Origin of the sequence: Vibrio jasicida CAIM 1864 = LMG 25398 (genome assembly GCF_000400365.1) — a bacterium.
Classification (GTDB): Bacteria; Pseudomonadota; Gammaproteobacteria; order Enterobacterales; family Vibrionaceae; genus Vibrio; species Vibrio jasicida.
The window spans coordinates 238,883-258,610 of the sequence record NZ_BAOG01000063.1; the positions used below are offsets into that span (position 1 = coordinate 238,883).

Annotated in this window: 18 protein-coding genes; 10 read left to right on the plus strand and 8 right to left on the minus strand. The window is 46.9% G+C overall.

Annotated features, from left to right (window positions below; all coding sequences use genetic code 11):
* Positions 1-37 precede the first annotated feature (37 nt).
* The 3 genes from VJL_RS18570 to VJL_RS18580 all read right to left on the minus strand — a co-directional run bounded on the left by VJL_RS18570 (position 38) and on the right by VJL_RS18580 (position 3,833).
* Positions 38-811, minus strand: coding sequence for a siderophore-interacting protein (locus VJL_RS18570; protein ID WP_038880225.1), 774 nt, complete (start codon positions 809-811; stop codon positions 38-40).
* A gap of 233 nt (positions 812-1,044) precedes the next feature.
* Positions 1,045-2,967 (minus strand): S9 family peptidase, encoded by a 1,923-nt coding sequence (locus VJL_RS18575; protein ID WP_038880228.1) that lies wholly within the window; start codon positions 2,965-2,967, stop codon positions 1,045-1,047.
* Between the two features lie 281 nt (positions 2,968-3,248).
* Positions 3,249-3,833 carry a LysE family translocator gene (locus VJL_RS18580; protein ID WP_038880231.1) on the minus strand — a complete coding sequence of 195 codons (585 nt, stop codon included), beginning with the start codon at positions 3,831-3,833 and terminating at the stop codon, positions 3,249-3,251.
* Between the two features lie 149 nt (positions 3,834-3,982).
* Between VJL_RS18580 and VJL_RS18585 the strand changes: the two genes are divergently transcribed.
* The gene (locus VJL_RS18585) at positions 3,983-4,423 is read left to right on the plus strand and encodes an Lrp/AsnC family transcriptional regulator (protein WP_050568861.1); all 441 of its coding nucleotides are present in this window, start codon (positions 3,983-3,985) and stop codon (positions 4,421-4,423) included.
* A 215-nt stretch (positions 4,424-4,638) separates the two neighbouring features.
* Positions 4,639-5,817, plus strand: a complete 1,179-nt coding sequence (locus tag VJL_RS18590) for a lytic polysaccharide monooxygenase (RefSeq protein WP_038869723.1) — start codon at positions 4,639-4,641, stop codon at positions 5,815-5,817.
* 55 nt (positions 5,818-5,872) lie between these two features.
* On the opposite strand, the gene VJL_RS18595 is transcribed toward VJL_RS18590, so the two are convergent.
* Entirely contained in the window at positions 5,873-6,502 is a 630-nt protein-coding gene (locus tag VJL_RS18595; RefSeq protein WP_038880237.1) for an HAD family hydrolase, read from the minus strand.
* 16 nt (positions 6,503-6,518) lie between these two features.
* Positions 6,519-6,848 carry a DMT family transporter gene (locus tag VJL_RS18600; protein ID WP_005434828.1) on the minus strand — a complete coding sequence of 110 codons (330 nt, stop codon included), beginning with the start codon at positions 6,846-6,848 and terminating at the stop codon, positions 6,519-6,521.
* 187 nt (positions 6,849-7,035) lie between these two features.
* On the opposite strand from VJL_RS18600, the gene VJL_RS18605 reads away from it, so the two are divergent.
* Positions 7,036-7,782 carry a hypothetical protein gene (locus VJL_RS18605; RefSeq protein ID WP_038880240.1) on the plus strand — a complete coding sequence of 249 codons (747 nt, stop codon included), beginning with the start codon at positions 7,036-7,038 and terminating at the stop codon, positions 7,780-7,782.
* Between the two features lie 168 nt (positions 7,783-7,950).
* On the opposite strand, the gene VJL_RS18610 is transcribed toward VJL_RS18605, so the two are convergent.
* The gene (locus tag VJL_RS18610; RefSeq protein WP_038869717.1) at positions 7,951-8,841 is read right to left on the minus strand and encodes a LysR family transcriptional regulator; all 891 of its coding nucleotides are present in this window, start codon (positions 8,839-8,841) and stop codon (positions 7,951-7,953) included.
* 108 nt (positions 8,842-8,949) lie between these two features.
* On the opposite strand from VJL_RS18610, the gene VJL_RS18615 reads away from it, so the two are divergent.
* The gene (locus tag VJL_RS18615; protein WP_050568858.1) at positions 8,950-10,344 is read left to right on the plus strand and encodes an MATE family efflux transporter; all 1,395 of its coding nucleotides are present in this window, start codon (positions 8,950-8,952) and stop codon (positions 10,342-10,344) included.
* Between the two features lie 5 nt (positions 10,345-10,349).
* The gene (locus VJL_RS18620; protein ID WP_038869716.1) at positions 10,350-10,580 is read left to right on the plus strand and encodes a hypothetical protein; all 231 of its coding nucleotides are present in this window, start codon (positions 10,350-10,352) and stop codon (positions 10,578-10,580) included.
* Between the two features lie 111 nt (positions 10,581-10,691).
* On the opposite strand, the gene VJL_RS18625 is transcribed toward VJL_RS18620, so the two are convergent.
* Together VJL_RS18625 and VJL_RS18630 are read right to left on the minus strand one after the other, a co-directional pair.
* Positions 10,692-11,003 (minus strand): cupin domain-containing protein, encoded by a 312-nt coding sequence (locus VJL_RS18625; protein WP_038880243.1) that lies wholly within the window; start codon positions 11,001-11,003, stop codon positions 10,692-10,694.
* Between the two features lie 8 nt (positions 11,004-11,011).
* Positions 11,012-11,662, minus strand: a complete 651-nt coding sequence (locus VJL_RS18630; RefSeq protein ID WP_038880246.1) for a Qnr family pentapeptide repeat protein — start codon at positions 11,660-11,662, stop codon at positions 11,012-11,014.
* A gap of 507 nt (positions 11,663-12,169) precedes the next feature.
* Here VJL_RS18630 and ompW point away from each other — a divergent pair.
* The 5 genes from ompW to VJL_RS18655 all read left to right on the plus strand — a co-directional run bounded on the left by ompW (position 12,170) and on the right by VJL_RS18655 (position 19,703).
* Entirely contained in the window at positions 12,170-12,814 is a 645-nt protein-coding gene (gene ompW / locus VJL_RS18635; RefSeq protein ID WP_005434835.1) for an outer membrane protein OmpW, read from the plus strand.
* A 430-nt stretch (positions 12,815-13,244) separates the two neighbouring features.
* Entirely contained in the window at positions 13,245-14,216 is a 972-nt protein-coding gene (locus VJL_RS18640) for a TAXI family TRAP transporter solute-binding subunit (RefSeq protein ID WP_038880249.1), read from the plus strand.
* An 81-nt stretch (positions 14,217-14,297) separates the two neighbouring features.
* Positions 14,298-16,889, plus strand: a complete 2,592-nt coding sequence (locus VJL_RS18645) for a TRAP transporter permease (protein WP_038880252.1) — start codon at positions 14,298-14,300, stop codon at positions 16,887-16,889.
* Between the two features lie 304 nt (positions 16,890-17,193).
* Positions 17,194-18,219 carry an HlyD family secretion protein gene (locus VJL_RS18650; RefSeq protein WP_038869708.1) on the plus strand — a complete coding sequence of 342 codons (1,026 nt, stop codon included), beginning with the start codon at positions 17,194-17,196 and terminating at the stop codon, positions 18,217-18,219.
* The gene (locus VJL_RS18655) at positions 18,216-19,703 is read left to right on the plus strand and encodes an MDR family MFS transporter (RefSeq protein ID WP_038880255.1); all 1,488 of its coding nucleotides are present in this window, start codon (positions 18,216-18,218) and stop codon (positions 19,701-19,703) included. The genes VJL_RS18650 and VJL_RS18655 overlap by 4 nt, the downstream gene beginning before the upstream one ends.
* The last annotated feature ends 25 nt before the right edge of the window (positions 19,704-19,728 follow it).

Below are 19,728 nucleotides of genomic sequence, written 5' to 3' on the forward strand. Positions count from 1 at the left end.
CAGCGTTATCTATAGTAAAAGTAATATAAAGTTACATTTACTGTTCGTTTAATTCTGCATCTTCGCGCTTGATGACCTTGTGGCCGTCTTCTGATACGCCTTGTTTCCAGTAACTGCTGAGGTAAAGGTTTTCACGCTCCACTTCTTTTTCGTTACGGAAGTATTGGCGTAGCGCGCGCATTGAGTCGAACTCACAAGCACACCACACTGCTGCTTCACCTGTTTTCCATTCCAGCGAGCGAACTTTATCTTCGAGTGATTGCTCGGTGATCCAATGGATTTCCATACCTGCTGGTGCTTCGAGAGCTTGGATATCCGCTTCCGAGATCACACTGATCACGGCATAGCCTGTTGCGTCTTCTGGCAGAGTGCGAATCTTTGCAGACAGTGCTGGCAGTGCAGTCATGTCCGCCGCCATAAAGAACCAATCAGCTTCTGTATTTAGGTTTGAGATGCTGCCCGGGCCTGCGATGTTGATGGTAGCGCCTTCTTTTGCAGACATCGCCCAACGCGCCGCAAAGCCACATTGTAGGTCCTTGGTGATGTGACGTACGAAGTCGACTTCAATCGTGCATGCTTGCGGGTCGAAGCGACGAATGGTGTAAGTACGCATGACTGGGCGGCTGTCTTCTGAGAAGCCTTGAATATCGGTGCCGCCGGTTTCGTTGAACAACAGCTTGATATAGCTGCCTTCGCAATCTTGTGGGAAGTTGCCTAGCGCGTCACCTTGAAGGGTAATGCGCTGCATGTTCGGTGTTACGGCTTGTGTGTTGATGACAACGAGGCTTTTTGGTTGTGGTTTCTTTTTCATTTTAATTCACATTTCACTACGTTTGATAACTATTCTCTTTCTCATCTAAGATTAACAGCATCTCAATAAGGCAGATAGTGTCTTTATCTAAATTTACACTCTGATCTGAGAATCGGCGATTTAATTTCGGTACGCCTCGCTCAAATGAACACTTCGTCGTCTCGCTTTATAAGATAGTCACTGGACAATAAAAAAGGGCACCGAAGTGCCCTTGAGAGAAGAATGGAGCTTGTTTACTGCGTTTGTTCTAACAAATGCGTCTTCAGGAATCGATCCATCGCTTGGTAACCATCGAGACGGTTTTCTAGTGAACGGAAGCCGTGACCTTCGTTCTCCTTAACGATGTACTCCACTTCAACGCCGCGGTCGCGCAGAGCATTAACGATTTGGTCAGATTCACTCTTCACCACTCGTGGGTCTTTCGCGCCTTGCAGAACCAACAGTGGTGCTTTGATTTGGTCTACGTGGAACACCGGTGAGTAGGCTTTCATCATCTTCGCGTCTTCTGGATCTTCCGGATTGCCCACTTGCTCATGCAGCATAGCTAGGAAAGGTGCCCAGTATGGTGGGATAGAATCCATGAAGGTGAATAGGTTAGACACGCCAACGTAGTCGATGCCACATTTGTACAGGTCTGGTGTAAACGTCACACCAGCCAATGTCGCGTAACCACCGTAAGATGCGCCATAGATACACACTTCGCCATCTTGTGCGTAACCTTGGTCAATCGCCCATTTTACGCCGTCCGTAATGTCGTCTTGCATCGACTGACCCCATTGCTTGAACGACTTCTCCCAAAATTCACGGCCATAACCCGTTGAGCCACGGAAGTTCATTTGCAGTACTGCGATACCACGGTTGGCAAACAACTGAACTTCTGGTTGGAAGCCCCAGTGATCGCGAGCCCAAGGACCGCCGTGCGGAAGAACAAGCAGTGGCAAGTCTTTCGCTTCACGACCTTTTGGTAACGTTAAGTAGCCATGGATGGTTTCACCATCACGAGCGGTATAAGTGATTGGCTTCATCTTCGCCATGTCTTCTGGCTTATGCCAAGGTGCGTTTGCAGCTAACTTTTCAAGTTGGTCTGAATCGCGATCGTAGTAGTAGTAATTTGGACGGTCGGTGTCGCTGTAGGTCACGACAATCATTTTTCTCTCGTCGCGAGTCGTGTTGTTCACCGAGATTTCAACGCCCGGAAGCTTTTCTTGCAGACGCTCAAAAGTCTCTTCATAACCTTTATCAAGGTAATGGTACTGACGCTTGTCCGTCACATAAGAGATCGTTGTGAGCTTGTTGAGTGCGTTTGAGTAACTTGCACTGGTGACGTCCACTTCTGGGTGAGAGAAGATCTCGCGCACTTCTTTGTTAGCCTTCACATCATATTCGATGATCGCTGATTTATCGCGAGTGATACGTGAAGCAACGTACAGGTTCTTGTTATCTGGTGTAAATGAGATTGGAGAGAAGTCTTCTTTGAAGGTGAGGTTCTTCAATGGACGGAACTCTTCATCCACGGTGTCACGATAGAGGACTGCGGTGTTTACGCCGTCTGACGTCGAAATCACGCGAATGTTACCATCGTGGTCCGTACCCCAGTAACGCACGTTGCCTGGGTTTTGAGCAACCAGCGTGTTTTCACCGGTTTTCAAGTTATGACGATAAACATCAAACACTTGCGGGTTACGTTCGTTAGTCGTGATAAGAATGTCGTCAGGCTGACTTTCTAAGGTGTCGATAACATAAGCCACGACATCGGACGTTGGTGTGATGGTTTTCTCTTCGCCCGTTTTTACGTTTACCGTAACGAGGTAGAAGTTTTCATCACCACCCGTGTCGCGAGAGTAGATGACGGTGTCATCGCCAACCCAGTAGTAGTAAGCGATGTCGCGATCGACTATGGATGTGATGCGCTTGACTTGATCGGCTTTGCCCACGGGATGAACAAAGACGTTTTTACGATCTTGCCACGGTTTCATCATCGAAATGTAATCGCCAGCAGGGGAGATTTGGTAGCTCGATACTTCTGAATTACGGAAGAAATATTCCACCGGATATTCTGGCGGAATGACCTCTGCGGTCGTGGTGGTCGAGGTTTGGCTACAACCCGAAACGAGTAAGCCAAAAGCGGTAGCAAGAATGAGCTTGCGAGTACGCATTGTGTAACGCTCCTTGTGTGACAGACCTGTCAGCATCGTGCTTGTCGGTCAGAGTGAATCGATTGTCGCGGCAAAATACAGCGGCGTGACAAAGCAGTGACGAAGTGCGCCCAATCGCTAACTCAGCTCAGGCGAGTGCTTATTAAGTTTTCATGTTTTAGTCACTGCTGTTGCTACTATGACCCAATCCATCCGTGGAAGTGGCGATTATTTGTACTTACCGAACAAAGGACTAGCTAAAACTTGGTATAAGTCACACTTATCTTTCATTGTTTTGTTATTTATATCATTGGGATAGTCGACAAAAGCAAAAGCGCTGCCATGCCATAGTTGAAGCCTTTTACGCGTTTAGACGTGGTCAACCAACGTTGAAGTTGCATGCCTGCCGCCGTCCAAAAAGTCACAGAAGGCAGGTTTGCTAAGCAGAAGATGCCGGCAATAAAAGCCAGTTCTAGCCAAGATCCGCCGCTGCTGTATACGGTGATGGCAGTGAGTGCCATGGACCAGCCTTTGGGATTCACCCATTGAAACGCCACTGCACCCAAAAAGCTCATTGGTCGGTAATCATCTTTGACTTCAGTCTTGCTGCTGGTTGCTATTTTGTACGTGAGGTACAACAAGTAAGTCAGGCTCATTACCTTGAGGACGCTATGCGTGATCGGATACGCATGAAACAAGCCCATAAGACCAATGCCAACCAAAATCAGCATCGCGGCGAAACCCAGTGTGATGCCTAACATGTGTGGGATAGTGCGCTTAAAGCCGACGTTAGCGCCAGACGTCATAAGCATGATGTTGTTCGGTCCTGGAGTGAAGGTCGAGACAAACGCAAACAGTGCCAACGCACCAAGTTGATGGTATTCCATAATGTGTTCCTGCATTTCTGTTTTGCCTGCGAATCAGCAGGCAAGGGATTACGTTTTCTGACCGGTCGAGAACAATGATAGGTAGAAGCGCCATCAATTTTGTGCTTTTATTTGACGAATACTCACTCGCTAAACAACAAAAGAGCATCATGGATAGATTTGACGAAAGAATATTGCAAGCGCTGAAATCAGACGGAAGAATCTCCAATGTGGACCTGTCTGAACGAGTTGGATTATCGCCATCCGCGACCTTGCGCCGAGTGCAAGATTTGGAGCGAAAGGGCGTGATTAAAGGCTATAGAGCGGTGCTGGATAATCAACAAATGGGCGTCGGTTTTGTCGCGTATGTGTCAATAGGCTTGGCATCGCATTCTAAACACGCGCAACTAGGCTTTGAAGAGCACGTTCGATTTGTCGACCAAGTTGTCGAGTGCCACAACATTACGGGTTCTAACGAGTATCTATTAAGAGTCGAAACTCAAGACCTAGCGGCGTACAAAGCGTTTCATGCCGATGTTCTTGGGGAATGCGAACACGTAAAAGCCATTACAACCATGGTGGTGATGGACACGCCAAAAGATGAGCGATAGCTCGTATAGAGAACATTGTTTTGTGGCACATCAATTTGAAGTGACTCGAAAGAGTCAGTCGAGTATGAGTAAAGTCCACATAAAATGCTGGAAAGCAGTCTGCAATCTGACAATTCCAGTATTTATTCTCACCTTCTAAATAATCTCATCCTGCTAGTTTTTCTACGTCGCTGCCCGGTTCGCGTGCAGTGGATCTGAAAATTTAAGGATGAATGATGAAATCATACGTAACCCTTCCTCTTGCAAGCTTGGGCGCACTTGCAGCTTTAAGCTCTTTTAATGTCAGTGCCCACGGCTGGGTCGAGTTTCCGAGCGCTCGCCAAAACACTTGTTATTTAGATGGCGGCTTTTGGACCAATGAAATCCCAAACCAAGCTTGTCAGGCCGCTTATGACGAGTCGGGCGCATATCCCTTCGTACAGCGTAGCGAGATTGCTGCAAACGTGCCGAACTACCGCGATATGGCGCATGTGAAAGCGATTGTTCGTGACGGTGAACTTTGTTCAGCGGGTGATGCTGCTAAGAAAGGTTTGAATATCCCATCTCCAAATTGGCAACGTACTAACGTGACGCCAGATGCAAACAATCAAATCGAATTGGTGTTCTTCGGCAAAGCACCGCATAACCCGTCTTACTGGGAGTTCTATCTTTCTAAGCCAACATATGATGATGCGCAACCACTGACTTGGGATGATTTAGAGCTGATTGATACTGCTGGCGATGTGTATGTGGATGCAGAAAAACGCTACCGTATGCAGGTAACCTTCCCAGCCGATCGTTCAGGTGATGCGATTCTCTATACTCGTTGGCAACGTATTGATGTGGCAGGTGAGGGCTTCTACAACTGTAGTGACATTACCTTGAACGGCAATGGTACAACGCCTCCAACCGATCCAGTAGACCCAACCGATCCGGCAAACAACCTGACTGCTCTGGGTTACTTTGTCCCACAAGGGTTTGGTCCGGTAGAGTCAGGCGACACGGTACGATTCCGCACGTTTAATGCAACGGGCAGCGAGATCGTCGATCTGTCACTACCAATCAGTGCAAACAACACCACAACGTGGGCTGCGGAGTTAGCTGACCAATTTAACTCGCAGCAAACGGGCGATTGGTACGTGGGTATTTGGCACGAAGCAATGAACCACTATATGTTCGATACCAACAACATCTACGCAAACCAAGTGTTGGCTCCGAACGCTAACTTTAGCTACGCGTTGTCATTAATTAAAGGTGATACTACACCGCCGGTTGAGCCGACCAACCTTTGGAGTAAAGATGCGGTGTACAACCAAGGTGACGTCGTGACACACAACGGCCGTGAATGGACAGCGCAGTGGTGGACGCGTGGTGAGGAGCCTGGAACTACAGGTGAGTGGGGTGTTTGGCGTTAAGCTTCATTCTTTCCAAATACGCAAAACCCTTCTCAGTTGAGAAGGGTTTCTTGTTTTAATTCAGGCCGTTTTCGCCTTGCCAAGGTTGCCAGTTCATCATCGCATGATCGGCCAATTTGAGCATCGGAATGTCTTCGTGGGTATCGCCGTAAGCATAAATTTTTTCGTATTGGTTCAAGTCGAAAGCACGTTGCACACGCTCGACCTTTCTTTCCAAACTGCAATCACCACTTTGGTAACGACCACTAATGTGTTCGCTTTCGCTGAGTAATTCACTACATAGTAATTGGTAGCCGTGTGTTTGGCTCCATGGTTTTAAGTAGGCGTTAAGTGATGCTGAGACCACGACAATGGTGTCGCCTCGCGCTTGGTGCCATTCCAGTTTCGCTTGCGCTTCTGGGCGAATGTGTTTCTCAATCACCTCTTTTGCAAATTGGGTTCCTAGCGCTTCAACTTCTTGCGTTCCCCTTCCTGCAAAGGCGATGAAACTGGCGATAGGGCGCATTCGCTTAGCAGGAAGGGCGCCTGCCTTGTAGAGCGCATAAAACGGCAGAATCACAACGTTTCCGACCCACTTGCGCAGGCCAAAAACAGAATAGTGGAGGAAGGCGCTAAACATATCCTCATTGGTGATGGTGCCATCAAAATCAAACAGTGCGAGAGAGGGCTTTTGGCTATCTGACAATCCGCTGCCTTATGGTTTAGTGTGCGTGTCCGTGAGAGAAGTTTATCACCATCACGCCCGCTGCGATAAGTGCCATGCCAATCCAAAGGCTAGTATCCATGTGCTGGCGGTAAACCAATTGCGAGATCAAAGTCACCGATACAATCGCCAAACCTGCCCAAAGGGCGTGAACAATGCCAACTGGCATGCCGCCTTTCATCGCCTGCGCCAAACAGACAAAGGCAGCTAAGTGGCCAACTAGTACAAGGGTTGCAGGCAGCGGTTTGCTAAAGCCATCAGTGGCTTTAAGTGCAACGTGTGAAAGGGCTTCTGCGCCCACGCCTAAAAGTAAGAAAAACCAGCTCATTGTTATCGTTCGTCATCGGTTAATTTGGAATAGGGCTAGTATATTGATGTCGAATAAAATGATAATCCCATAAAAATTCAAATGACTTTTACTTAGTTGTAATAATAAGCCTGTCTTACATACGCTTACATCAACTCGTTGCCGCAATCGTTACACTGCCGCCGTCTTGGAAAAGGAGCGTGTATAGATGCATAAAGCAATAGCGAGTATTGCGGTGATGTTTGCACTGAGTGGCTGTGGTGGCGAAGGAATAACGACAGACTCTGTGCCTAAGTTTAAAGATCACAGAGCGAACTATGAGGTGGACGGTATCGATCTGCTGCATCGTTCGATTACCGACACCATCAGCGATGACTTACTGGGCTTTGAGGCCGAGAACTTGTCTCGCAAAGTGACTTACACGCTCGATCGACTCTCATTAAACATTTTGCGTGACTTTAATGTGAGTACCCTCGCGGAGTTAGAAGCATTAGTCCCGAATGTTGGTGACAACAAAACCTCTCTGATTTTTGAGTTTCACTTGATGCGGTTAACACCTGAAATGGTGATGGTCAGCTCATCGAACGAGATTGAACACTTCTTTTATGAAGCGGAGATCATTGAAACCCGTTTTGGTATCTCAACCTATAAATTCACCGAAGCACCAACGCGTGTTGACATGGTGGTGTATCCAGAAGGCATCGCGATTGAGGCATTCAACCAAGGTTATCAAGCTGAATATGATGCAAGCAAAGGCACGTACAAGGTGCGTTTGCAGTACGACGATAATGGTGAAAAAAGCCAATATGATGAGCTGATAGTGGACTTGAACAGTGATCAAGTTCGACTGGAGAAAGGCACAACGACGATGGAAGGATTGGAAGTCAAAGACAGCATTGAGCAAAGCCATCGATTCGAATACAACCGCAAGCAAAACACACTCTCCATTCAATAATCATTTATTGAACATATTATCTTCTCGAATATTGAAGTGATGGTTAGGTTCATTTCTGAGCAACGGTTGGGAGACTGACTCGGAGTCATGGCTTCAATTTCTTTTGCGCTTCACCTAGACCCTTTATGCGCACATGGGGAAAGTTAGGGTTTCTTTCCCCGTTTTTCTTTAGCGAAAATAAGATGTTGCCAATTCTGAACACCATGTTACGAGCGCTTTTGTCGTGATTTGATGCTCCATTCCGATAGGGTGAAATAGGCTAAACGGCACCTTTATGTTATTCGCGAGAAGTGAAGTATTAATCTTTTTTAACTTTTTTTTGTGGGCATAGCGTTGACCAACGGACAGTGGAAGAAGAGTCCATCCACCATTTTCTAGTAATCTGACTAATAAAGCGTGGCTGCTTACGACTCGAGTATGTGTCGAGAAAGCTTGAATCATCCCCTCTCCGTTGACATGGTTATGCATAAGGTACTGCACCTCAAGCTGTGCATCTTCGAGGCCAAAATCAGTTTTGTATGCTAGGTCGCTATTTGGATTGACGAACAGACCATAGGCAACATAACCAAGATGTTTATAAGCGCATGGATACTCGGGTTCAATGCTTCCTTTTGCAGGAAGTATCGCGAAATCTAATTTATGCTCTGAAACCGCTTTTATTGCTTGTTCTCTATTTGTCTCTAGCCAATGTATACGCATTTGAGGGAATTGCTCTAGGCTTCGCCGTTCCAGCTCTGCGATAAGCTCAATTGGAAAGTCCATGTCGTACCCCAACTTCATTTCCATTTTCGGCTCATCAAACATGGCTTGACTAAATTCTTGCAGCTTTTGATTTTGACGAAGCACTAGACGGGTTTGTGGGTATAGGTGCTCAGCTCTTGGAGTCGCAAGGGCTTTACGCCCTTCAATAATGAATAACTCGAACCCTAAGTCATCTTCATAAGCTTTTACCAGTTCACGAACCGTCGTTCGGTCTTTTCCTAGGTGACGTCCAGCGGCGCTATATGAATGGTGTTCATAAACGGAGACAAAAGCGTAAAGTTGATCGAGAGAGTGCAAATGAATTTCCTTACATTATGAACGTAATATCCCCACATAAGTGGTTTTTAAGATAGTAATTATCCATCCATAATTGGTGCAAATTCTGTTATTAAATTTGCGAGAGAGATGTCCTTTAACTCCACATCTTACGCCAAAGTGCAGCCACCAATATTTAGCGCTGATCTATTCAAAGTTATTGTGACCGTAGCAATCCCAGTCACACTGCAAACCATTTTGTTCTCAAGCAAAGGGTTGATTGATCTCGTCATGATCGGGCAGCTTACTGAACAAAATATCGCAGCAATTGGTGTGGCGAGCCGCGCACTATTTGTGGCAACAATATTTTTAGCTGGTGTCACCGCTGGTGGAGCGATGCTGACCGCGCAATATTTTGGAGCCAAAGACCAGAAGGGAGTGATACGAAGTACTGCATTGACTTGGATAATGGCGACATTGGCGTCGTTCATCCCATTGTTTGCTTTTCACTTTTATGGTGATGACATCATAGGGCTGTCGACTAAATCGCCGGAAATCATCGCGTTGGGCCATCAGTACTTGCAGGTATCGAGTTGGAGCCTACTCGCTGTCGCCTTTGTCGGTAGTGTTGCTGCTGGTTTACGAGCCATGCATCAAGCTGCGTTAAGTACCTGGTTTAGTGGTCTCGGCATTGCGTTAAATGTGTTGTTTAACTGGGTGCTGATTTTTGGTCACCTAGGGTTTCCTCAGTTTGGCTTAAAAGGTGCTGCGATAGCAACGGTCCTGAGCTCCACGCTGGAAGTGGCTGTGATTTATGTGTTCTTAAAGGTTAAGGCGCATCCTCTAAGATTTGGCACTCAAGCACTCAAAGATGCAGTTCAGTGGCGCTATGTTCGATCGTTTTTCGCTCTATCAACCCCGACAACACTTAATTTCTTAGCGTGGTCAGGTGGTTTGTTTGCTTATACCGCCATTATGGGGCAAACCGGAGAGGCAGGCTTGGTGGTGCTTTCTGTGATTACACCGATAGAGGCTTTTTCTCTCAGTTTTTTGACGGGTATTGCGAATGCTTCTGCCGTCATCGTTGGCAATCAACTTGGAGCGAATAAGCCTGAACTAGCCTATGCCCAAGCGAAAGGATTTACTGTTATTGCCATTGGTGTGACTCTGGTTGTGTCGATTTCTTTGTGGTTCCTGCAATCCTCGGTGTTAGATCTGTTTACGGTGTTATCTGCAGAAACAAGACGAATGGCAGAGCAGTTTTACATGATTTTGTGTGTTGGTATTTTGCTGCGTTCTTTGCCTACGTTAATGGTCGTGGGAGTTCTACGTGCGGGTGGAGATGTTAAGTTTTGTCTCTATCAAGACTTATCGACGCAATGGTTATTTGGCATTCCCTTGGCTGCATTGGGAGCGATGGTGTTTGGTTTTACCGCCCCAGTGGTATTTGCGATGTTCTTCTTAGAAACCTTATTTAAGTGGGTAGCGTGTTTGTACCGCTTTCGTAGTCGCAAGTGGATGAATTGTTTGGTTAAAGAAGGGTAATAGTAATGAACTTACTCAGTGTTTATGAAGCTTATGGTGTGACCATCGCCGTGCTTGTGTTCGTAATGATCTATTTATTTATTCACGTGAAATACATTCGCCACCATGCGATGCACAAGCGCTTTCTTGCGGCGCTTTGGGAGTTGATGAAGAACACCATTCACGGAGAGCACATCCGCACCATGGGTTACAAGCATGAAAAGGAAACAACAACGTCAAAAGAAAAAAATAGCTAGGAAGGCTCTTATCGGGGCTGCTTTGATACAAGTCTAGAGCGATTCCACTTGTATCTTTTTGGGGAATGGTGAGCATACCTTCCCCTTTTTTATTTCTAAAATGATAGATGGTTATTGATAAAAAACTGCCAACCAAATTGTCTCTTGTTCTGGATCTGTCCAACTGACGCGATGTTTTGTATGCGCCGGAATGTTGATATGGTCACCGGTTTCTAAACGTTTTACCGATCCATCTTCATAAGTCAGTTCGCCTGCGCCTTGCAGCACCAACACCCACTCATGTTCTTCTTGATCGTACCATTCGCCCTCTGGCGTGGTTTGCCCTTTTGAGACAATACGCTCGATGCGCAGTTGTTTATGTGTGAGTAAGTCTTCGAACACTTCTTCACTCAGATCACTGGGTAGGTCTTTAAACAGATTCATAGTGCTTCCTAAATAACGATCAGTCCAAATGGTGCGAGCAGTTGTTCTTGCTGCCAGTCGCAGATCTTAACACCGTATAAAGAGACGCGGCGAATGTCCAAGCCTTCTAAATCGACGTGGGTAAGATCGCTCTCCTCTATATTAAAGCTGCCCCATTGTTCTCGACTGAATTCTCCTCTCGATAAGTCAGAGCCTTTAAAGCTCGCGCCCATCAAGTTTGCGCCGTTCCATCGGTTCTCAAATAGATCACATTTCTCTAGCAGTGCGCGCTCAAAGTTGGTGTAAGCCAAGTTGCAGCCAGTAATGTAGGCGATACAAAAGAACACGGTATTGCTGACGCGATTAGCGAAGTTGGCACTTTGAAAGTTTGCGCCCTTCAAATCGCATTTGCGCAGTTCGATGCCGACGCAATCCGCGCCATTGAACTGGGACATGGCCAGCATGCAGTTGCTAAAGCTGGCGTCTTTGAGCTTGGTATAACGGAAACTGCAGCCTTCTATGTCGCTCGGCTGGATAAAACGGCAATCAATAAACTTTGCATCACTCAGATCGGCGTGGTCGAAATTGCACTGATAAAAGCGGCAGTTTTCAAAAGTGGTGTTTTGCAAATCGTGATGAGAAAAGTCTTCCTGTTCGAAAGTGAGATCGGTCTTAATCATGGCTTTTTATCTTTTCCTTGTTCGGTTGGAAGCAGACTAACACCCTAAGTGACTGATTTTCCAGAAATATAACTTGTTGTATTTCAGTGGTTTACAAAGGCCGAAAATCGCCAATTTAAGCGGTCAAATTGGCGATTTGAAGTGGGTGTTTTTTGAAAATAACCCGAGCATATCGAGAAAAAAGTTTTGTTGAGCACAGGAGCTCTCAGAGGATGCGGAATGAGAACTGCGACGCACGCTTCTCACACGCACAGTTTGCATTACAGGATTGTGTCCTATTTGCATAATTTGTTGATCAATTTGGCGTTTTTGTATACGGAAAAGCTATATTTTTCACAAATTGATTTCCATCAAAATAGTAGGGTTTCTATATGCTAGATTGCGCGCAGCTCAAGAAAATAGTGATACTCGCGTGCTTCAAGGTTTTGGATTCATTAAGGAACTGCCCGAAAGGGAAGAGCGCAGCTGAGTACAAAAAGAAACAAAGCCCTACAAAAGGAAATAACAATGAAAAAAACAATCTGCAGTTTAGCAGTGGTTGCTGCGTTAGTGTCTCCAAGTGTTTTCGCTCACAGTGAAGGTGACTTCATTCTACGTGTTGGTGCGGCATCCGTTGTACCAAATGACAGCAGTGACAAAATCCTAGGTTCTCAAGAAGAGCTTAAAGTGGATTCCAATACGCAGCTGGGCTTGACGTTCGGTTACATGTTTACCGACAACATCAGCTTAGAAGTGCTTGCTGCAACACCATTTAGCCATGATATTTCAACAGATCTACTTGGTCTTGGTGACATCGGTGAGACCAAACACCTACCACCAACGGTTATGGTTCAGTACTACTTTGGTGACTCACAAAGCAAATTCCGCCCATACGTGGGTGCGGGTCTAAACTACACCATCTTCTTTGATGAAGGCTTTAACGGTACAGGTAAAGGTGCTGGCCTTTCTGATCTGAAATTGGATGATTCATTCGGTCTAGCTGCAAACGTTGGTGTGGACTACATGATCAACGATAAATGGTTCCTAAACGCATCGGCGTGGTACGCAAACATTGAAACAGAAGCGACCTACAAAGCGGGTGGCGCGAAACAAAAGACTGACGTTGAAATTAACCCTTGGGTATTCATGATCAGCGGCGGTTACAAGTTCTAAGAAAAAGCAGTAGCAAAAGAACAACAATATTATTGGCATGACTTTTAGGGGCAGTTGCGGGGATTGCCCCTCTTTTTTTATTTCATTTTCTCTTCTTCTCATCTCTCCTTTCTCTTCCTATTTCTATGATTTTTCTATTTGTAAACGCATCGACTAAAAAATGAATTTTCTGTTAATTCTCGATTGCTGAGAAAAGCGAAAAATTACTATAGCTAGGTTTTGAAATTGTTCTGATAAATTCGATGACAAGCATTCGGTTAATTATTAATCGAACGTCAAAATAAATATTACAAAATGAAGCTAAGGACTGGCTGACTAAGGAAAATTACTCGTAAAGCGTGGAATTTTTACGCGAGTATTTTTCAGTTTTGCTGTCGTTAGCTGAGAAAAATGTCTTTATTTTTCAATCGATAGACAGGAAGAACTAAAAATGAAAGGAACCACACTCATTGCAGTATTTGCTTCGGCAGTATCATTGTTCTCATACAGTGAGAAAATAAGTGCGGCAGAGAAATTTATTACTATCGGCACGGGTGGTCAAACGGGTGTTTATTATGTGGCAGGCCAATCGATTTGTCGTTTTGTAAACCGTGGTGCGGCAGACCACAGCATTAAATGTAATGCACCAGCCAGTGGTGGTGGCGTGGCAAACGTCAATGGTTTGCGCAGTGGCGAATACAATTTCGGCATTATGCAGTCAGATCACCAATACAAAGCCCTAGAAGGTGTGGCTCCTTTCCAAAATAACCAACCAATGACGGACATTCGTGCCGTTTTCTCACTACAAAGTGAAGTGTTCACCATTCTTGCGCGTAAAGACGCGGGCATCACTAATTTCGACGATTTGAAAGGCAAGCGCGTTAACATTGGTAACCCTGGTTCTGGTCAACGCGATACGTTTGAGCAAGTGATGCAAGCTAAAGGTTGGTCACAAGATGTGTTCAGCTTGGTATCGGATCTAAAACCAGCAGAACAAGCTTCCGCAATGAGTGACAACAACATCGATGCAATGAGTTACTTCGTTGGACACCCAAACGGCGCGATTCAAGAAGCCTCAACCACAACGGATGCGGTGTTAGTGCCAGTGACTGGTCCTGAAATCGACAAGCTACTTGCTGAGCGTGCGTACTTCACCAAAGCAACCATTCCGGGCGGAATGTACCGTAGCAACCCGAACGATACGCAATCTATCGGCGGCAAAGCGGTGCTCTCAACCACAGCAGAAACCGATCCTGAGTTGGTGTACCAACTGACAAAATCTGTATTCGACAACCTAGATCGTTTCAAGCGTCTGCACCCAGCATTTAAAGACCTGAAAGAATCAGAAATGATTGAAGTAGGTCTGTCTGCACCACTGCATGAAGGTGCGGTGCGCTACTACAAAGAGCGCGGCTGGTTGTAAGTAACTCTTAGAACCTTCAATTTTTAGCAAGCGCTGTGATGGATTCGCAGCGCTTGCTTCTCTGTTGTTTGTGAGAAAATTATGGATAAGACGTCCAATGCAGATACGCATCCGAGTGAGCTGTCGGCAGAAGAACTGATTGCCCAAGATGTGGGTGCTCACCTGCCAACCGGAATCATGGAAAAACTGATTGCGGGTTTGGCGTTACTTTGGTCTCTGTTTCAACTTTGGATAGCGTCTCCGCTGCCCTTTATTGTTGGCTTCGGTGTGATGAACGACACCGAAACGCGCGCCATTCACCTTGGCTTTGCCTTGTTGCTTGCCTTCCTTGTCTTCCCTGCTTTTAAGCGCTCCCCACGCGACCGTGTTCCTGCCTTCGACATCATGTTGGGTTTGATTGCTTGTGCCTCTTCGCTGTACTTGTTTGTTATGTACGAAGCACTAGCACAACGTCCGGGCAGCTTAACCACTGAAGACTTTATTACCGCATTGATTGGTTTGCCTCTGCTTTTAGAAGCGGCGCGTCGTGTATTGGGCCCAGCATTGCCTGTGATTGCGTTGGTGTTTATCGGCTACAGCTTGGCAGGCCCATACATGCCGGGTTTGTTGTCCCACCGCGGCGTGCAGTTGGATGCGTTAGCTAACCACCAGTGGATCACTACGGAAGGTGTGTTTGGTATTGCACTTGGCGTGTCGACCAGCTTTGTATTCTTGTTTGTTCTGTTTGGTGCGTTGTTGGAACGTGCTGGAGCAGGGCACTACTTCATTCAACTGGCATTTAGCATGTTGGGGCACTTGCGTGGCGGCCCTGCAAAAGCGGCCGTCGTTGCTTCTGGCTTAACGGGTTTGATTTCGGGCTCATCGATTGCCAACGTAGTGACCACGGGTACGTTCACTATTCCTATGATGCGTAAAGTCGGTTTCTCTCCAGAGAAAGCCGGTGCAGTGGAAGTGGCGTCATCGGTGAATGGGCAAATCATGCCACCTGTTATGGGTGCTGCGGCATTTTTGATGGTGGAATACGTCGGCATTCCTTATGTAGAGATCATCAAGCACGCCTTCTTACCTGCCGCAATTTCTTACATTGCCCTTCTTTATATTGTTCATTTAGAAGCGCTCAAGTTGGGCATGCAGCCAATTGATGCTGCACGCTCAAAACCTTGGCTAGCGAGACTGACGGGTTTTGCATTTGGTGCGGCGTTGATTTCTGGATTGTCGATGGTGGTCTACTACGGCTTAGGATGGTTGAAGCCAATATTGGGTGACTTTGTTCTACCGGGAATGGCTTTGGTTCTTGCGGTGGTTTACTTGGCATTGCTCAAAGTGGCGGCAAGCAATGAGCCGCTACCAGAAGAGGATCCAGATTCTCCGCTAGAACAGCTACCAAATACGCGCGCAGTCTTGCTGTCTGGTCTGCACTATCTACTGCCTGTGGTGGTCTTGGTCTGGTGTTTGATGATTGAGCGTCTGTCTCCGGGTTTATCTGCTTTTTGGGGCAGCGTGATTCTGGTGGTGATCGTTTTGACTCAACGTCCTTTACTGACTTGGATGCGTAAAGATGGCAAACACGATTACGGTAACTTCAAAGACGGTTGCGTTGATTTACGTGAAGGCTTGATTGCTGGTGCGCGTAATATGATCGGCATTGGTATCGCGACTGCCACCGCAGGTGTGATTGTTGGTGCGGTATCGCAAACGGGTGTTGGCTTAGTATTGGCTGATTTGGTTGAGATGCTGTCGATGGGCAACTTGCTACTCATGCTGATGCTTACCGCCGTATTGAGCTTGATTCTAGGCATGGGCTTACCAACGACGGCTAACTACATCGTGGTATCGAGCTTGCTAGCACCTGTTATCGTCACGCTGGGTCAACAACACGGTTTGATTGTGCCGTTAATTGCGGTGCACTTGTTTGTGTTTTATTTCGGCATCATGGCGGATGTAACGCCGCCGGTGGGTCTGGCTTCGTTTGCAGCAGCAGCGGTGTCGAAAGGCGATCCAATCAAGACGGGCTTAACCGCGTTTTACTACAGTCTAAGAACCGCAGCTTTGCCGTTCCTATTTATCTTCAATACGGATTTGTTGTTGATTGATGTCGATTGGGCGCACGGCATTGCCATCTTTGTTATTTCTACTATCGCGATGTTGATATTCGCAGCGGCGACGCAAGGCTGGTTCCTGACTCGTAACCGTTGGTACGAAGGCGTTCTGTTATTGTTGGTGGCTTTTACTCTGTTCCGTCCAGGATTCTGGATCGACATGGTGGTGGACCCGTACCAATCGAGCAATCCTGCCCAGTTGGCACAAACGCTTGAGCCGCTAGAAGAGGGCAGTGTGCTTAGAATGCGCATCAGCGGTGAAGATGCGGTCGGTAAGATGCGTGAATTTTCTGTGCTGCTTTCGGTTCCTGAAGGGGAAACCGGACAAGATAAGCTGGACGCATTGGGTATCGCTACCTATCAGCAAGGTGAACAAACCCTGATTGATATCGTCAGCTTTGTTAGCCCAGCAGAGGCAGCAGGATTGCAGTTCGACCAACAAATTGTCGATGTGCGTGTGCCTGTTGAGCGTTATCGCAAAGAATGGATGTGGATTCCGGCAATGTTGCTGTTTGGTGTTGTGATTTGGCTACAACGCCGAAGAGTAACAGCGCAGCTTGCTGCAGCACATTGATAGTTAAAGATAAATAACGATGAAGCCCCATTAGAGTTAAGACTAACGGGGTTTTTTTCTGTCTGGAGTATTCGCCAATGTGATTGTCTAAGTCGCGAAATGATTAGCGTCTTCTATACTTTATGCACATTTATACCCAAGCATCTCGAGGTTACTTGGGTACCAAAGAGTGTGAATATCTTTGCGCATCATTTGAACAAATTATCAACGCTCAAAATCGGATCTTAACCTTTCAGATCATCTTGTTGTTCGAAAGCGGAAAAATCCTACACTGATCACATAATTGAACACTTGGACAATATAAATGAGCGACGATATCGCGAAGAAATCCTCTTCGAAATCCAAACTGACCAAAATCCTTTTCCTTCTCGTTTGTGCTATCGGCTTCGGTGCGATGTACTGGTCTTGGCAATATTCTGATGGTCACCCAAGTACCGAAGATGCATACGTAAGAGCAAAAATCCTGTCTGTCGCTCCTCAGGTTCAAGGCCAAGTCATCTCAGTAGAAGCCAAAGACTTCCAAGTGGTGAACAAAGGCGATCTGCTATTAAAGATTGATTCTCGTCCTTATCTGCTCGCGGTCAAACAAGCGAAAGCGGCTTACCAATTGGCGGTTCAACAGCATGATGTGGCCGATAAACAGGTCACAGAAGCGGTCGCTGGTTTAGATGCAGCACGCTCGAACCTGACCGAAGCGCAGTTGGAGTACAAACGTACTAACTCGCTAGTGAAGCGCAAATTAGCGTCTGACCAAGATTTGGATACTGCGAAGAACAAACTCGCTAACGCTCAAGCAAGCTTAGAACAAGCACGTGCAACGGTAGAAAAAGCAATCGCAAACCGCGGTGAAGAAGGCGCAGAAGCAGCGGTTGTTCAACAAGCGGCGGCGCAACTCGCACAAGCGGAATTGAACCTGAGCTACACCGACATCACTTCTCCTGTTGATGGCATCGCAGGTGAAATCAACACGCACACAGGTTCTGTTGTCGGCATTGGCCAAACACTGTTCCCTGTGATTGTAAAAGACAGCTACTGGGTACGCGCAAACTTCAAAGAGACAGACCTAACGCACATCAAAGCAGGCATGCATGCAGAAGTCGTGATCGACATGTACCCAGACGTAGTGTGGGATGCGAAAGTGGAAGAACTGTCGCCAGCAAGTGGTACCTCTTTCTCATTGATGCCACCAGAAAACGCAACCGGTAACTGGGTAAAAATCAAACAACGTTTCCCTGTGCGTTTGACGCTTGAAGTACCTGAAGGTGCGCCACAATTGCGTGTGGGTGCAAGTTCTGAAGTGACCGTTGATCTGAAAAGTAACGCACAATGAGTAACGAGATTACGGCCGACAAACGGGGAATAGCCACCGTCGCCGTGATGCTTTCGGCCATCATGGTGCTGATAGACATGACCGTTGCTAACGTGTCGCTTTCACACATGATGGGCGCGTTGGGCGCAACGGCAGACCAAATCACATGGGTGCTAACTGGCTACAGCATGGCTGAGGCGATCTTCATTCCGATGACCAGTTTCTGGGTATCGCGATTTGGTGAGCGCAAAGTCATGCTGGTGGCGGTCATCGGCTTTGTGATTGCCAGTGCTTTCTGTGGACAAGCGGGTTCACTCGAAGAGATGGTAGTGTTCCGTATTATCCAAGGTGCGTTTGGTGCCTCGGTGATTCCACTGGCGCAATCTACGTTGGTTCAGATTTACCCTTCCGAGCAAAAAGGCAAGGCGATGGCGATCTTCTCCATCGGTATTTTGCTTGGTCCGATTTTAGGCCCGGTAGTGGGCGGTGTGATTACTGACAACATCAACTGGCGTTGGATCTTCTACGTCAACTTGCCATTTGGCTTAGTGTGTACTGCGCTGATTTATCGCTACATCCACATCAGCAACAAATCCAAACCGAACTTCGACTGGTGGATCATTGGTTATATGGCCCTCGGGGTCGGAGCGTTGCAGTTCGTACTCGACAAAGGTAACGACGAAGACTGGTTCAACTCTCGCATTATCCAAACCGCAGTGCTGCTGGCGATCATGGGCTTAATCATGTGGATCTACCGCAGTTGGAAGACCAAGAGCCCCATCGCGCCTCTGTGGCTCCTCAAGGACAGAAACCTCATGGTCTCGTCCTTGATGATGGCGGTGGTGTCGATGGCCATGTTCGGCTTGACCACTCAACAACCGATGTTGCTCGAAAGCTTATTGAATTACCCAGTGTCCACCACGGGTATGTTAATGGCGCCACGGGGGCTAGCATCTGCCTGTATGCTGATATTGGTGATTGTGATTAACCCACAATTCGACCCAAGGTTGAAGATTGTCTTTGGCCTAACTTGTATCGGTATTGGTAGTTACCTCATGACCTTGTACTCCATGGAAATCGATACCTTCTGGATCGTGATGCCAAGTATGATTCAGGGCATGGGTTTAGGTTTAACCTTCTCGACCTTATCGACACTGGCGTACATGACATTGCCAAAAGAGCAGTCGGTGGCAGGGGCGAGTATTTTTAACCTGTTCCGCACCATTGGTAGTTCGTTTGGTATCTCGATTGCGACTACATACCAATACCGCGACAGCCAACAGCAATGGCACGCTTTGGGAGAAGGCTTTAACCCTTATAACCTAGTGCTGCATGACTGGGCTGCGAAACAGGGGTTGTCGATTACTGATCCTGCGGCTTTGGAGCAATACCAGAACATGCTCCATCAGCAATCGCAAATGGTGGCCTTTGTGCACACCTTCCAATTGGTCGGGGTGATGTTCGTTATCATGATGCCGATGCTGATATTTATCCGCTCAAGGTAAACCTCTAAAGCTAAACAAAAGCGCC

Bases quoted from the DNA above. Each gene is read 5' to 3' on its own strand.
- VJL_RS18570 (WP_038880225.1), bottom strand. From the start codon at position 811: ATGAAAAAGAAACCACAACCAAAAAGCCTCGTTGTCATCAACACACAA.
- VJL_RS18575 (WP_038880228.1), bottom strand. From the start codon at position 2,967: ATGCGTACTCGCAAGCTCATTCTTGCTACCGCTTTTGGCTTACTCGTT.
- VJL_RS18580 (WP_038880231.1), bottom strand. From the start codon at position 3,833: ATGGAATACCATCAACTTGGTGCGTTGGCACTGTTTGCGTTTGTCTCG.
- VJL_RS18585 (WP_050568861.1), top strand. From the start codon at position 3,983: ATGGATAGATTTGACGAAAGAATATTGCAAGCGCTGAAATCAGACGGA.
- VJL_RS18590 (WP_038869723.1), top strand. From the start codon at position 4,639: ATGAAATCATACGTAACCCTTCCTCTTGCAAGCTTGGGCGCACTTGCA.
- VJL_RS18600 (WP_005434828.1), bottom strand. From the start codon at position 6,848: ATGAGCTGGTTTTTCTTACTTTTAGGCGTGGGCGCAGAAGCCCTTTCA.
- VJL_RS18605 (WP_038880240.1), top strand. From the start codon at position 7,036: ATGCATAAAGCAATAGCGAGTATTGCGGTGATGTTTGCACTGAGTGGC.
- VJL_RS18615 (WP_050568858.1), top strand. From the start codon at position 8,950: ATGTCCTTTAACTCCACATCTTACGCCAAAGTGCAGCCACCAATATTT.
- VJL_RS18620 (WP_038869716.1), top strand. From the start codon at position 10,350: ATGAACTTACTCAGTGTTTATGAAGCTTATGGTGTGACCATCGCCGTG.
- VJL_RS18625 (WP_038880243.1), bottom strand. From the start codon at position 11,003: ATGAATCTGTTTAAAGACCTACCCAGTGATCTGAGTGAAGAAGTGTTC.
- VJL_RS18630 (WP_038880246.1), bottom strand. From the start codon at position 11,662: ATGATTAAGACCGATCTCACTTTCGAACAGGAAGACTTTTCTCATCAC.
- ompW (WP_005434835.1), top strand. From the start codon at position 12,170: ATGAAAAAAACAATCTGCAGTTTAGCAGTGGTTGCTGCGTTAGTGTCT.
- VJL_RS18640 (WP_038880249.1), top strand. From the start codon at position 13,245: ATGAAAGGAACCACACTCATTGCAGTATTTGCTTCGGCAGTATCATTG.
- VJL_RS18645 (WP_038880252.1), top strand. From the start codon at position 14,298: ATGGATAAGACGTCCAATGCAGATACGCATCCGAGTGAGCTGTCGGCA.
- VJL_RS18650 (WP_038869708.1), top strand. From the start codon at position 17,194: ATGAGCGACGATATCGCGAAGAAATCCTCTTCGAAATCCAAACTGACC.
- VJL_RS18655 (WP_038880255.1), top strand. From the start codon at position 18,216: ATGAGTAACGAGATTACGGCCGACAAACGGGGAATAGCCACCGTCGCC.